The following is a 13,700-nucleotide window of genomic DNA, read 5'->3' as shown; positions in this document are numbered from 1 at the left end:
AAATCTCTTTTATATCTCCAAGATTATTTTTCTTCTAGTTGATCTTTTACATAGTTTGGTAAAGCAAATGTTGCTATTTGAATATCTGCATTATAATATTTTGTTTTTATATTTAATCTATTCCACTCTTCAGTTTTACAATCTAAAGTTGGATTATATTTTTTTGATGCAAATCCAAACAACCAGTGTCCTGATGCATATGTTGGTTGATGAAACTGATAAACTTTTGCAATTGGGAATATATTTTTTATCTTATTATGAGCTTTTTTCATCTCTTGAGAATATCTCTCATAGTATGGTGACTCATGTTGATTCACTAATATTCCATCTTCTTTTAAAACTCTATAACAATTTTTGTAAAACTCAGTTGTAAAAAGTCCTTCTCCAACAGATATTGGATCTGTTGAATCAACTAATATTAAATCATACTCCTCACTTGGACAATCTTCTACAAATTTCAAACCATCTTGAAAATATAAAGTTACCCTTTTATCTTCTAGCTTATCTGCTGTAAATGGCAAAAACTTTTGAGATAACCTCACAACTCTTTCATCTATTTCAACCATGTCTATTTTTTCAATGGTAGAATATCTTGTTAGCTCTCTTACTGTACCTCCATCTCCACCACCTATTACTAAAACTTTTTTTATATTTAAATTTGTACACATTGGAACATGAGTTATCATCTCATGATATATAAACTCATCTTTTTCAGTTATCATTATCATTCCATCTAATGTAAAAAATCTTCCGTATTCATCTGATGTAAAAAAATCTATCTTTTGAAAAGGTGTATCTTCTGAATAAAGATGTTCTTTAACTTTAATTGAAAATCTTGTATCCTCTGACCATTTTTCAGTAAACCATAAATCTAACATGTTATTCCTCCTCTGGTTTAAAAGTTATTTTTCCTAGTTCTTTTTTTGAGTAATTTCTAATTTTATCTACCATTCCCCTTGGAACCTCTATTGATTCACTTCTATCTGATTTAAATACATCCTCTAAAAATTTAAAAGCTGTCCATGGATCTATCTTATCACCACAAGTAAACACATCAACTGCTGCATAACCATACTCTGGCCAAGTATGAATTGCAAGATGGGATTCTGATATAATTACAGCTCCAGATACTCCATATGGGTTAAAATGGTGAAATACTGATTCAACTATTGTTGCATTAGCTATTTTTGCTGCTTTGTTCATATGTTCTTTTATTAGAGTAGGATTTTTTAATATCTCCTCATCACAGTTATAAAACTCAATTAAAATGTGTCTTCCAAGTGTTTCTAATTTCAATTTTCTCCTCCTAAAAACAGTATCTTAACAAAAAATTAAATTTAAATATTAAAATATTAAACTTTTGTTTAAAAAAATATACTTGAAATTTAATATTTTAAATATTATTTATATAATATCATCTCTTTATTTTTTGTCAATTGCTTTTTTATAAAAAAGAGAATATACTATATTATCGATAATTTAAGGAGAGATCTATATGGAAATCGGAAAAAAAATAAAAAGACTAAGACAAGAAAAATATCTTACTCAAGATGAACTAGCAAGTCGTTGTGAGTTATCAAAAGGATTTATATCTCAAGTAGAAAGAAATCTAACTTCTCCATCTATTGCAAATTTAGCTGATATCCTTGAAGGTCTTGGAACAAATTTAAAAGATTTCTTTAGCGATGATGGTGATGAAAAAATCGTTTTTGATGAAAATGATGCTTTTGAACTTACAGATTCTAAACTAAAATATAAAGTTGAATGGATTATACCAAATGCTCAAAAAAATCAAATGGAACCTATCTTATTAACTTTAGAAGAGGGTGGAAGATATAAAGAGGAGATTTCTCATGATGGTCAAGAGTTTGGCTATGTTTTAAAAGGAGAGATTTTAATCCATCTAGGAGATAAAGTTTATAAAGCTAAAAAAGGTGAGTCTTTTTATTACAGTTCAGGTAAAAATCACTACTTATCAAATTGTGGAAAAGGTAGTGCTAAAGTTCTTTGGGTTTCAAATCCCCCATCATTTTAAACTTAATTTTTATAAAGGTAGTTGTAAATTTTATGACTATCTTTTTTATTTGTAGAAAATTTTTATAACACTTTCCTCTCATTTTTTAAAATTTTTCATATTTTCTTTATCTTTTTTATATGATATAAGTTAAGATGGGGGTGGTTCAAATTAATACAACAAATATCAACATACTAACTCTTCTTTCACAAGGAGACTTTTCTTTAGATGAATTTTCTTTATACTTAAATTTGGAGAAAAAATCTATCTATAAAAATATCAATTCTATCAACTCTTTCTTAAAAGATGAAAATCTTCCTTTAATTGATTTACAAGGAGTAACATATTCACTAAAACTTTCTAAATCTCAATGGTCAAGTCTTTTTAGTCGTAAAGATTTTATTACTAATGATGAAGTCATTGACTATCTTTATATTAAATTCATTCATGAAGGATTTATCAATTTAGAAGTTGAAAAAGAAGTTTTAAATATATCTAGAAGCTCTATAATTAGATATTTTAATGATGTAAAAAAAACATTAGAAATAAATGGGTCTCAATATGAATATATTGTTGGAAAAGGATTGAAATTAACTTTTTTATCTCAAACTGATAAAAATATTTTTTCTAAGAAATTGATTAAATTTTTTGTAAAATGTGATTTTTCTTTAAATCACTCTATTTTTATAATAAATTTAATTAAAAGTTATAATATCAATAATTTACTTGATAATCTCTATATTATTTTTAAAACATTAAATCTGCCAACAACTCATTTTATTATCTCGTTTTTATGCTCTTTACATATTTGCATAAAAGTTTTTGGAGGATTTAATTTTAAAAAAGACTATAACTATGATGATTTCTCAAATATTGAAAAACTTATAAAATCAGAATTAAAAGACTATAGTTTAGAATATCAAAACCAACTTTTTTATTTTATAGTTTGTTTAAAAAAAGAGGAGGTTGATTTTGAACCTAGCACTTTACAAAAAGCTTTTAAAGTTATTGAAGAAATAAAAGTACGATTAAATCTAAATGATTTAGATACTCTTTCAGAAAAAATGTTATTAAAAAAAATTTGTTTTTCTGTTTTTAAATATGAAAATCAAATTTTTAAAGTTAGAAATGTTACTATTAATGAAAAGGAAAAAATACTATTAAATATTTTAAATAATATCTTGAATGACCATAATATTAATTTATTTTTTTGTGATAAAATTTCAATTACTCAAATAATAACAAAAATAATTATTGAGCACAATAAAACTTCATTAAAAAATATTTTATTGCTTTTCAATGAAGTTATTATCTTAGATGATAATTATTTAAAAAATACCTTAGAAAACTCTAGACATAAATTTAATTTTCATATAGAACCTGCCTTCTTTTATAAACTAAATTCTAAAAATTATGAGGGAAAATATGATTTAATATTGAGTGATGAACCAAGTTTAAGTTCAAAAACTATTGTTGTTAATAGCTTTAATCCAAGTCAAATTTTTTTAGCTATTCATAATCATATTTTTGATAAAGCTATTCAAAATATTTTACATAACTAATTTTTTATTCTTTAAATTTTATTTTTTTTTATATAGATGTTATACTATAACAGCAATATTTTAAATAAAAGAAGGGAATAATAAAAATGAAAATAAATATTAATGCTAATCATATCAGAATATATAAACTGTTAGATTTTATTCCTGATAAAAATATAGATTTTATTTGTCACTTCTTAAATATGAATAAACAAAATGTTATTTTATATATAAAGCAAATTTATTATATTATAGATACTAAAAAAGAAAATATAACTTTATTACAAATGATTAAGAAGATTTTAGAAAATAAATCTATTTTAAAACTTTTAAAAGAAAATCAAATTTTTACTAAAGAGGATAGAATATTTTATATTATTTTAATGTTATTAAAACAGTATGAATTAAATTTAACTTTAAATTTAAATACTCTGCCCTCTACCTTAAATATCTCTAGAAGGACTTTAAGTGATGATTTAATCTCTGTCAAAAAAGCTTTAAAATTTTATCAATTGGAAATTTCTAGTATTTCTAGTAAAGGAATTAAAATTTTTGGAGATTATGGTAATATTAAAAATTGTTTTTTATCATATTTATTTAAGTTTTTAATTGAAATTGATGAGTTACCTTATTTAATGTCAAAAAATTATTTAGGTTTTTTCGAACAAAAAATATTTGAAAAAATTATTCATGAAATAGAACATTTTGTTTATGCTTTTGATTTAGACATTTTTATTAATAATAAAAAACTTTTACAGAGTATGTATAGAACATATTTTTATGAAAATTGTGCCGAAAGTATCTCTAGCTTATCTCTTGAAGAATTTAAAAAATACTTTTCAGATATTTTTACAAAAAAAAATATTGAAAAAGCATATATCTTTTTTAAAACTTCACTCTTGGGAAAATTTCCTTTAAAAGATATAAATATCTTTATTTTAACATTAAAATTTTGTGCAGGTACTTTAAAAGAAAATAATATAAAATTAGATAAAGAGTGTTTTGAACTAAAAAAACTATTTTCTAAGATTACTTCTTTAAGTTCTTTTCAAAATTGCTACTTTGAAAGATTTAGTCACCGAATTCACATTGCAAGCAAAGAAAGTTCTTTTCTATATATGTATGATCTTTCTTTCCTAAATTTAAATTTAAGTAATAAAACAAAAATTGAGTGTTATCAACTTTTTCTTGAATTAAAAAAGGTTTATTTTAATATTCAACTTTCAAATATTATTTTTCTTTATCTTTGGAATTTAAATAAAAATAACTCTTCAGAAGTTGCCAATACTATTGTTATTTTTAAAGATCTTCCAAAATTTTTACATCCAATTATTAAAAATATTTTTCTTTTAAAAGAGGATATAAAGATCTCTAATTTCATTAAATACTATGAGTTAGACAATTATCTATTACAAGAAGAAGTTTCTTTAATTATAACTTTTGAAAATTTAACTTTAAATTCTAACTATCCATCTATTAAACACTATTCTTTACCTCTCTAATATAAAATCTCCGTATAAAGAAATACGGAGATTTTATATTTTTAGTATTTGGATTAATTTAATTTTACTACATAAATCTTTCCCTATTTTTGTTGGATGAAGTCTAAAAACTCTTTTATCATCAAATGTTCCATATTTTTGAATTAAATTTTCCTCTTCTAATCTTTTTATACAAAGAGAAACAGATCCCTTTGACAAATCCAAACCTTTAGTCAACTCACACATTGTTATTCCAGGATTTTCATTTATTCTTCTTAAAATTTTTTCATGTGTATAATTAATATGATATTTTCCTAACTCTTTTTTTATCTCTGTTTTACACATAATACAACACCCCTAATATATTTATCTATAATTATATTATAGATTTTCTCTTTCTTTCCTTTTTTTACTTATTTTTTCAAAAAAAAAACACTCATCCCTAAATTTAATAAATTTAGAAGATAAGTGCAACTGGCTACCATTTTACAGGCCCTATAGCTTTGCGTCCTATGATTTCTCATAGTTTGCCATATAATTTTGTACTCTAATTATATCCTATTTTTATCCTTTTATGCAATGTTTTTTTTACACAATGCTCTATACAAAAACAATTATAAATAAAAAGAACGGAATATTTCCGTTCTTATATATATTATTAGGACTATATATTAGTTTGCTTGAACTTCTTTAGCTAAAGGTCCTTTGTCTCCACTTTCAACTCTAAAAGACACATTTTGCCCCTCTTCTAAAAATCTAAATCCATCTCCTACAATTCCAGAAAAGTGTACAAAGTAATCCTTTCCTTCTTCGCAAGTTACAAATCCAAATCCTTTCTCTTTGTTAAACCATTTTACTGTACCTTTTGTCATTTTTTTATTCCCCTCCGTGTTTATAATACTTCTAGAAATTAAATTAATTTCTTATATGCTCTTATATTATCACATATAATTTATAAATTAAATATTTCAATTTTTCTTTTTAGAGAAGCAAAAGTGGTATGTATAAAGACTATTTTAATATCACACATAGTGTGATAAACTATAAAAATCGGGGGTGGTAATATGAATACAACAGCTGCTAATATTTTGAAGATACTCTCTCAAACTGAGATATCCATAGAAGATATGCAACTGTACTTAGATGTTGAAAAAAGCTCTATTATTAAAACAATTTCACAACTTAATGAATTTTTAACTTCAATTAATTTACCTATTATTTCTAAAGAGGATGATTTCTATTTTCTAAAATTAAATACATTAGAATTAAAAATTTTATTTGAAAAATTTACAATCTTAACAACTGATGAAAAAGCGGATTATTTATTTATAAAATTTATTTCTACTGGATTTTTAAACCTAGAAAAAGAAAAAGAGATTTTAGAGATTTCGAGAAGTACTATTCTTAGAGTTTTTCAAATAGTTAAAGATGAATTTTTAAAAAATGGAACTACTTATGAATACTATCATGGAAAGGGACTTGTTTTGAAAACCCTTTCTAAAAATGATAAAAATCTCTTTTATAAAAAACTTATGAAATTTTTTATTGAAGAAGATATTTTAGTTCCTATTCGAAAAGAACTTTTTAATTCCATTAAAAAATTTGATACAAAAAAGAGGTTATCTCAGCTTTATCCTATACTTAAAGCTTCAGATATTTCCATAAATTATTTTTTACTTTCTTTTATATGTTCTTTAGAAGTTTGCATCCATATTTTTGGAGGATTTAATCTTGCAGATGATTCAAATTTAGATTTAGATAAATTTAAAGAATTGCAAAAAAATATTAATGCATTTGGCCATGATTTTGATGAAGAGTTTAAAAATCAACTTTGTCATTTTTTAACAGCTCTTTCTTGTGAAAAGGGGATTTTAGAAGCATCTATTATAGATATTTGTAAAAATTTAACCACTTCTATTAAAAATAAATTTTGTGTTAAAATTTCTAATAAAGATTTAGAAAAAATGTTGTTTAATAAACTCTATCTTTCGTTTTTTAAATATAATAATAAAATTGTAAAAATTATCAATATTTCTTTCAGTAAACCTCACAAAATTATTTTAAATAAATTAGATGAGATTTTAAATGAATTTTCGTATAATTTATATCTTGTTGATAAATTTATGATTGTATATGTTATTCGAAGAATACTTATCGATGAACATTTTTCAAATATAAAAAATGTTCTTTTACTTTTCAATGAAGTAGTTGCTGTTGATCAAATCATCTTTAAAAAATCTTTAAAAAAATTTCACCCAAATATAATATTTGATATTGAAGCTACTTTCTTTCATAAGAAAAATATTGTATATAATCATAAAAATTATGATATAATTATTAGTGACAGTAACATTGTGCCTAATGCAAAAATTGTTGAGTACTACAATATTGTCAATGTTCATAATATTTTAGAAAACCATGCTTTAACAAATGGATTAAATAAATTAGATACTATTTAAATATTCAAGAACACTTTAAAAGTGTTCTTTTTTATGTTCTGTTCCTTTAAAATATATGTTAAACTATAAATGTCGGAGGTGATTAAATGAATACAACAGCTGCTAATATTTTAAAAATTTTATCTCAAACTGAGATGTCAATAGAAGACATGCATCTATATTTAAAAGTTGAAAAAAATGCTATTCTAAAAACAATTTCCCAAATTAATGATTTTTTAGAGTCTATTGATTTACCTAAAGTTGAAAAAAAAGAGGATGTTTTTTGTTTAATACTCAGTAAAAAACAATGGGAAATACTCTTTGATAATTTCAATATTTTAACTGTAGAAGAAAGAATTGATTATCTTTACATTAAATTTATTGCTTATGGATTTTTAAATTTAGAAAAAGAAAAAGAGATTTTAGATTTATCTAGAAGCACCATTCTTCGATGTTTTCAAAGGGTTAAGGATGAGTTTTCAAAAAATGGAACTCGCTATGAGTATCTTCATGGAAAGGGACTTTTAATAACTGAACTTAGCTTGATTGAGAAAAAAAACTTTCATAGAAAACTTATGAAGCTTTTTATTGAAGAGGATATTTTAGTTCCTCCATTAAAATCCCTTCTAATAGATATAAAAAAATTTGATACTAAAACTAGATTATCTCAAATTTATCCTATACTTAAATTTTCTAATATATCTGTGAATTATTTTTTACTTTCTTTCTTATACTCTTTAGAAGTTTGTTCTGAAATTTTTGAGGAGTCTTTATTTAGAAATGAAAGCTATCTTGAAACTAAAGAATTTAGTCATATAAAATCATTAATTAACAAATATGGTCGAGATTTTAATTCTAAATATAAGGATGAATTAACTTTCTTTTTAACTACTCTGATTTTAGATTATTATTTTTTAGATAAAGACAATAAAGTAAAAACTTTAAAATTTTTACATATTTTAAAAAATGAGTTTAAAATATCTAACTTAAATTCAGAGTTAGAAGAAATGCTTTTCCATAATATCTATCTTGCTCTTTTTAAATTCAAAAATAGTATAATAGATTTTAAAAATGTATATCTTGATGAAAATGATAAAATTCTTTTAAATAAACTAGATTTTCTTTGTAAAAAACATTCTTATGAATTCTTTTTAGGAGATAAATTTTCTATTGCTTTTGCTCTTAAAAGAGCTTTAATCGAAGATAATGTTTCTGATATAAAAAATGTTTTATTTCTTTTTAATGAAATCAATTCAAATCATTATAATTTATTTAAAAAAAGTTTAAATAAATTAGCTCCTAATATAAAATTTGATTTAGAAGCTTCTTTTTTTCATAAAAAAGATATATTAAGAGATTTTAGTGAATATGATTTAGTTATTAGTGATGAGAAAATTCATCCTTCTGTTTTTGTTATGGATTTTTATTGTAATTCAAAAGTTCAAAATATATTAGAAGAAAAAGCTTTTTCTTTAGGTGTAAATAAATTTTACAATAATTTATAAAAGGTGGTTTTACTAAAATAAAACCACCTTTTGCTATTAAAATTAATAATTACTTAACCTTATACTTCTCTTTTAACTTTTCTATAGTTCCATCGTTAACTAGTTGAACTAGCACTTCGTTTATCTTTTCATAATCCTTATCGTTTTTTCCAAAAGCTATAGCTTTTGGCTCCCCTTCTAAAATACCAACTAATGATAAATCTGAATTATTTTTTACATACTCTTCTGCTACACTTTCATCTAAAACGATTCCATCAATTTGACCATTTTTTAAAGCTAATAGTGCTGACGTATTATTTTGAAAAGGAACTACTGTTGATCCTAAAATATTTTTTGCAGTATTCTCCTTTGTTGTTCCTAGCTCTGCTCCATATTTTTTATGCTCTAAATCATCCATACCCTTTATAGGATTCTTTTTATTTGTTATAAAGGCCACTTTTGAAGTTAGATAAGGAGATGTAAATTGAACCATTTTTGATCTCTCTGGAGTTACACTCATTCCTGCTATAACCATATCTATTTTTCCAGTTTGTAGTGCTGATATTAATCCTCCAAACTCCATATTAGCCCATTTATATTGATATCCAAGCTTTTGAAATATAGCTTCTATAATCTCAGGATCTAATCCAACTACTTTTCCATTTTCTAAATATTCAAATGGTGGGTATTCTGCATTAGTTCCAATTACAAAAACTCGATCTTTTTTATCTTGAATTTTTCCATCTTTCTCTTCACAACTAAAAACAATCAATGCGATTAATGCTATAAAAATTCCTTTTAATATACTTTTCATAAAAACCTCCAAAATAGTTTAGAATAGAGGAATTATTCCCCCTTTATACTTCTCTAATATAAAAGTTCTAACTTTGTCACTCCTTAGAACTTTCATTAAAGTTGCAATCTCTTTACTATTTTCATCACCTTTTCTTACAGCTACTACATTTCCATAAGCACTCTCTTTTCCCTCAACAATTAAAGAATCATCCTGAGGTGATAATCCAGCATCTAAAGCATAGTTACAATTTATAACTACTAAATCCACATCATCTAAAGCTCTTGGTAATTGAGCAGCTTGAAGAGAAACAACCTTTAACTTTTTTGGGTTTTCAACTATATCAAACTCTGTAGCCATAAGATCCTTAGGATTAGATAATTTTATAACTCCATTATTGTGTAACAAAATTAATGCTCTTCCAGCATTTGTTGGATCATTTGGAATCGCCACTTTATCTCCAACTTTCAAATCATTTATACTTTTATACTTTTTAGAATAAGCTCCTAAAGGTGGTACATATATATCCTCTAGAGGAACTAAATCTAAATTTTTCTCTTTCATAAAATTAGCTAAATATGGTTTATGTTGAAAAAAGTTTGCATCTAAAGATCCATCTGCCAAAGCTAAATTTGGCACAATATAGTCTGTAAATTCAACAATCTCAATATTTAATCCCTCTTTTGCTAAATCCTCCTTTACCTCATTTAAAATCTCCCCCGCAGGTATTGGAGTAGCCCCAATTTTAAACACATCTTTTCCAAAAACAAAATTTGAAACAATAACTAATAGCAAAAATGTTCTTTTCATAAAATACCCCCAGTTATAAATGTTTTAAAAATGATAATAATTTTTTATAATTTTGTCAATCTTTTTTTATTTTATTTTTTTTAAAAAAATATTTTCAAAAAAATGTTTACAACCCTATTTTTTTATGTTATATTTATGCAAATAAAAAATTTTGGAGGAGATTAAAAATGTCTTTAAGAAAAGTTAGGGCTATGTTTTGGTTTATGTATTATTTTAAAACTATGGTTTATGTCTAGAAATATAGATATAAGCCTATTTGTATTAAATAAATATAGGCTTATATCCCAACTAACTTTTTAAAGACTTATTGTTTAAAGCTTTTGGGAAACCAAAAGCTTTTTTATTTTATCTTAATTTATGAACTAGGAGGAATTTTATGGAAAAATCTATTTTAACAGAAGTTTATATGGACAGTAACATTTGGAATGTTTTAGCTAAAGAGATTCAAAACTTCAACAACATTTTAGTTATTCATGGTGAAAAATCTCTTTTATCAATAAAAAATGAGTTTTTTAAAATTTTAGAAGATAAAAAATTTCACCTAGTTCATTATGGAAATGAATGTTGTCATACTATTATTAACTCAACTTTGAAAAATTTAAAAAACAATACCTATGATTTAATAATTGGTATTGGAGGTGGGAAATCTATTGATGCTTCAAAAGTTCTAATGGATAAATTGAACATACCACTTTTTACACTCCCTACTATTGCTTCTACATGCGCTGCTGTTTCATATATTTCAGTTATGTATGAAGAAAATCATGTATTTCAAGAACTATATTTTTTAAAAAGACCTCCTCATAAAACCTTCATAAATTTAGATACTTTAATCGCTGCTCCTAAAAAATATCTATGGGCAGGAATAGGGGATACACTAGCTAAATACTATGAAATGAATTTAAAAGCTCGTGGTAAAAAATTAAATTTCAACACCACTATGGGAGAGAAATTAAGTCACCTTTGTAAAGAAACTATGTTAAATTATGGAAAACATGCTTTATCTACACCAATAGTTGATGATGATTTCAAAGAAGTAGCCGGAGTCATTCTTGTTACAACTGGTATCGTTTCAAATCTTATTGATTTTAAATATAATGGAGCTATTGCTCATGCTATTTTTGATGCTTTAACTAAGATTAAAAGAGTTGAAGAGGAGCATCTACATGGAGAAGTTGTTGCTTTTGGTATACTTATTCAGTTACAACTTGAAGATAATCATGAACAACTTAATACTCTTTTAAAGTTCTATAAAGAGATTAATCTTCCAACTACTCTTAAAGAGATAGTTATCAAAGAGGAGTATCTTGAGAAAAAAGAGGAGATTATCAATAAAATTTTAAATTCTATAGCTGGTAGTGAGGTACCACTTAAGTTTACTAAAGAGGAGTTTATAACTATTTTAGAAGGAAATTTATAAGGGGGAAATGAAAATGAATGGATCAAAATATTTGGCTAAGAGATTTCAAAATAAAGAGGAAACAACTTTTAAATCTATTGATGAATCAGAAAAAAATCAAATTATAAATTTAGGAATTGGAGATTTAGATATACATACTGATAAAATCATTATAAATTCAGCTTTTCAAGATGCATTAAATGGTCATACTCACTATACTGATCCTTTAGGAGATTTAGAACTTCGTGAAGAGATTATTAAATATCATAAAACTGAGTTTAATAACTATAATATTAATCTTGATGAAGTTATTGTTTTATCTGGAGCTTGTCATGGAATGTATTTAGCTTTACAAGCCACACTAAATGAAGGGGATGAGGTTATTGTAATTGCACCATTTTTTCCTGTTTATGTAGACCAAATAAAAGAAGCTAAAGGAAATCCAGTTATTGTTCATACAACTATTGAAAATAACTATCAAATTATCAAAGAGGATTTAGAAAAAGCTATTACAAATAAAACTAAGGGTATTATTATAAACACTCCATCTAATCCTACAGGAGTTTGTTACTCTCTAGAAAGTTTAGAGATTGTTAGTGAATTAGCTAAAAAATATGATCTACTTGTTTATGCTGATGATATCTATGATTTTTATGATTATTCTAATAGTTTTATTCCAATCTATACTTTAAGTGGAATGAAAGAACGAACTATTTCTGTTTGTAGCTTTTCTAAAAATTTTGCTATGACAGGTTGGAGAGTTGGATATAACATTGCACCTAAAGCTATTGTAGATACAATTAGAAAAATAAATGAAGTTATTGTTTATAGTGCATCAGCTATCTCCCAAAGAGCAGCACTTGCAGCTTTAAAAAATAGAAAGCATGTAAAAAATAGTGTTGTTCCTCTATATAAAGAGAGGGTTGAATACAGCTTAAATAGAATTAACAATATCCATGGTTTAAAAGCTTTTACTCCTCAAGGTGGAATATATATTTTCATAGATATTAGTGAAACTAATCTAAACTCTATTGAATATTCAAACTATCTTTTTGAAAAATTAAAAGTTAAAGTTATTCCAGGAAAGCCTTTTGGTGATGATAAAGCAGTTAGAATAGCTTGTTCAAATAGTTTAGAAGTTTTAAAAGAAGCTTTTGATAGAATTGAAAAAAATTCAATAAACAATATGGGAAGGTGAAAAAATGAAAATAAAAGAGCTAATCTTTAAAATATTAAATGGTATGAGTTTAGGAATAGTTGCTACTCTTATTCCTTCAGCAATTCTTGGGGAGATTGCAAAAAGTTTAAATTTAGTAAGTATATTAAATCTAACAAAAATATCTACAAGTTTACTTCCTTTTGCAATTGGAACTGGAGTTTCATATCAATTAAGTTTCACTCCTTTAGAAAGTATATGTGTTTCTGTTGCTACTTTTATTGGATCAGGTGTTGTATCCTTTGTCAATGGGAATATAGTTTTGACTGGAACTGGTGATGTTGTTAATGCTGGTGTAACAGCATTTATTGCATCTTTAGCTATCTACCTTTTTAGAGATAAAGTGAAGGGATTAAGTATGGTAGCTCTTCCTATCTTAATTTCAACTGCAGTTGGATGGATTGGTTTAAATCTTTTACCTTATGTTAGTAAAGTTAATGGAGCCATCGGTCTTACTGTTGAAGAAGTTGTTAAAATGCAACCTCTTTTAACTGGTGGAATTATAGCTATTATATTTTCTATTC

Annotated in this window: 14 protein-coding genes and 1 riboswitch; of the genes, 8 read left to right on the top strand and 6 right to left on the bottom strand. The window is 24.7% G+C overall.

Annotated features, from left to right (window positions below; genetic code table 11):
• Window positions 1–23: 23 nt before the first annotated feature.
• Both speE and speD read right to left on the bottom strand, forming a co-directional pair.
• Window positions 24–878 carry a polyamine aminopropyltransferase gene (gene speE / locus Q0V08_RS02350; protein ID WP_297431746.1) on the bottom strand — a complete coding sequence of 285 codons (855 nt, stop codon included), beginning with the start codon at window positions 876–878 and terminating at the stop codon, window positions 24–26.
• Between the two features lies 1 nt (window position 879).
• Window positions 880–1,296, bottom strand: a complete 417-nt coding sequence (gene speD, locus Q0V08_RS02345) for an adenosylmethionine decarboxylase (RefSeq protein ID WP_297431744.1) — start codon at window positions 1,294–1,296, stop codon at window positions 880–882.
• Window positions 1,297–1,495: 199 nt separating this feature from the next.
• On the opposite strand from speD, the gene Q0V08_RS02340 reads away from it, so the two are divergent.
• The 3 genes from Q0V08_RS02340 (at window position 1,496) to Q0V08_RS02330 (ending at window position 5,057) form a co-directional block, all read left to right on the top strand.
• The gene (locus tag Q0V08_RS02340) at window positions 1,496–2,035 is read left to right on the top strand and encodes an XRE family transcriptional regulator (protein ID WP_297431742.1); all 540 of its coding nucleotides are present in this window, start codon (window positions 1,496–1,498) and stop codon (window positions 2,033–2,035) included.
• Window positions 2,036–2,175: 140 nt separating this feature from the next.
• A complete protein-coding gene (locus Q0V08_RS02335; protein WP_297431740.1) occupies window positions 2,176–3,576 on the top strand; it encodes a hypothetical protein in 1,401 nt (466 codons plus the stop codon).
• An 86-nt stretch (window positions 3,577–3,662) separates the two neighbouring features.
• On the top strand, window positions 3,663–5,057 hold the full coding sequence (locus Q0V08_RS02330; RefSeq protein WP_297431738.1) for a hypothetical protein: 1,395 nt from the start codon (window positions 3,663–3,665) through the stop codon (window positions 5,055–5,057).
• 33 nt (window positions 5,058–5,090) lie between these two features.
• Here the strand turns inward: Q0V08_RS02330 and Q0V08_RS02325 are convergent, their stop codons facing one another.
• Both Q0V08_RS02325 and Q0V08_RS02320 read right to left on the bottom strand, forming a co-directional pair.
• Window positions 5,091–5,381, bottom strand: coding sequence for a winged helix-turn-helix transcriptional regulator (locus Q0V08_RS02325; protein WP_297431736.1), 291 nt, complete (start codon window positions 5,379–5,381; stop codon window positions 5,091–5,093).
• Window positions 5,382–5,502: 121 nt separating this feature from the next.
• Window positions 5,503–5,578, bottom strand: a riboswitch (cyclic di-GMP riboswitch).
• Between the two features lie 129 nt (window positions 5,579–5,707).
• A complete protein-coding gene (locus tag Q0V08_RS02320) occupies window positions 5,708–5,908 on the bottom strand; it encodes a cold-shock protein (protein WP_297431734.1) in 201 nt (66 codons plus the stop codon).
• 192 nt (window positions 5,909–6,100) lie between these two features.
• Here Q0V08_RS02320 and Q0V08_RS02315 point away from each other — a divergent pair, with 192 nt between their 5' ends.
• Together Q0V08_RS02315 and Q0V08_RS02310 are read left to right on the top strand one after the other, a co-directional pair.
• Complete coding sequence (locus tag Q0V08_RS02315; RefSeq protein WP_297431732.1) at window positions 6,101–7,495, top strand: hypothetical protein; 1,395 nt, start codon at window positions 6,101–6,103, stop codon at window positions 7,493–7,495.
• Between the two features lie 86 nt (window positions 7,496–7,581).
• Complete coding sequence (locus Q0V08_RS02310) at window positions 7,582–8,979, top strand: hypothetical protein (RefSeq protein ID WP_297431730.1); 1,398 nt, start codon at window positions 7,582–7,584, stop codon at window positions 8,977–8,979.
• A 49-nt stretch (window positions 8,980–9,028) separates the two neighbouring features.
• Here the strand turns inward: Q0V08_RS02310 and Q0V08_RS02305 are convergent, their stop codons facing one another.
• Together Q0V08_RS02305 and Q0V08_RS02300 are read right to left on the bottom strand one after the other, a co-directional pair.
• Complete coding sequence (locus tag Q0V08_RS02305) at window positions 9,029–9,772, bottom strand: transporter substrate-binding domain-containing protein (protein WP_297431728.1); 744 nt, start codon at window positions 9,770–9,772, stop codon at window positions 9,029–9,031.
• An 18-nt stretch (window positions 9,773–9,790) separates the two neighbouring features.
• On the bottom strand, window positions 9,791–10,561 hold the full coding sequence (locus Q0V08_RS02300) for a MetQ/NlpA family ABC transporter substrate-binding protein (protein ID WP_297431726.1): 771 nt from the start codon (window positions 10,559–10,561) through the stop codon (window positions 9,791–9,793).
• A 376-nt stretch (window positions 10,562–10,937) separates the two neighbouring features.
• Between Q0V08_RS02300 and Q0V08_RS02295 the strand changes: the two genes are divergently transcribed.
• From Q0V08_RS02295 to Q0V08_RS02285, 3 genes are all read left to right on the top strand, one after another.
• Entirely contained in the window at window positions 10,938–11,981 is a 1,044-nt protein-coding gene (locus Q0V08_RS02295) for an iron-containing alcohol dehydrogenase (protein WP_297431724.1), read from the top strand.
• A 13-nt stretch (window positions 11,982–11,994) separates the two neighbouring features.
• Complete coding sequence (locus Q0V08_RS02290; RefSeq protein WP_297431722.1) at window positions 11,995–13,158, top strand: aminotransferase class I/II-fold pyridoxal phosphate-dependent enzyme; 1,164 nt, start codon at window positions 11,995–11,997, stop codon at window positions 13,156–13,158.
• Window positions 13,159–13,162: 4 nt separating this feature from the next.
• Window positions 13,163–13,700: PTS sugar transporter subunit IIC (locus tag Q0V08_RS02285; RefSeq protein ID WP_297431720.1), on the top strand; the 538-nt coding region annotated here is incomplete at its 3' end.

Source organism: uncultured Cetobacterium sp. (genome assembly GCF_947038635.1).
In the GTDB taxonomy this organism is placed as follows: domain Bacteria; phylum Fusobacteriota; class Fusobacteriia; order Fusobacteriales; family Fusobacteriaceae; genus Cetobacterium_A.
This window is presented reverse-complemented; position numbering and strand designations above follow the sequence as displayed.

Coding starts and splice junctions, on each gene's coding strand:
- Q0V08_RS02300 (WP_297431726.1), bottom strand. CDS start 10,561: ATGAAAAGAACATTTTTGCTATTAGTTATTGTTTCAAATTTTGTTTTT.
- Q0V08_RS02325 (WP_297431736.1), bottom strand. CDS start 5,381: ATGTGTAAAACAGAGATAAAAAAAGAGTTAGGAAAATATCATATTAAT.
- Q0V08_RS02320 (WP_297431734.1), bottom strand. CDS start 5,908: ATGACAAAAGGTACAGTAAAATGGTTTAACAAAGAGAAAGGATTTGGA.
- Q0V08_RS02290 (WP_297431722.1), top strand. CDS start 11,995: ATGAATGGATCAAAATATTTGGCTAAGAGATTTCAAAATAAAGAGGAA.
- Q0V08_RS02330 (WP_297431738.1), top strand. CDS start 3,663: ATGAAAATAAATATTAATGCTAATCATATCAGAATATATAAACTGTTA.
- Q0V08_RS02295 (WP_297431724.1), top strand. CDS start 10,938: ATGGAAAAATCTATTTTAACAGAAGTTTATATGGACAGTAACATTTGG.
- Q0V08_RS02305 (WP_297431728.1), bottom strand. CDS start 9,772: ATGAAAAGTATATTAAAAGGAATTTTTATAGCATTAATCGCATTGATT.
- Q0V08_RS02340 (WP_297431742.1), top strand. CDS start 1,496: ATGGAAATCGGAAAAAAAATAAAAAGACTAAGACAAGAAAAATATCTT.
- Q0V08_RS02315 (WP_297431732.1), top strand. CDS start 6,101: ATGAATACAACAGCTGCTAATATTTTGAAGATACTCTCTCAAACTGAG.
- Q0V08_RS02310 (WP_297431730.1), top strand. CDS start 7,582: ATGAATACAACAGCTGCTAATATTTTAAAAATTTTATCTCAAACTGAG.
- speE (WP_297431746.1), bottom strand. CDS start 878: ATGTTAGATTTATGGTTTACTGAAAAATGGTCAGAGGATACAAGATTT.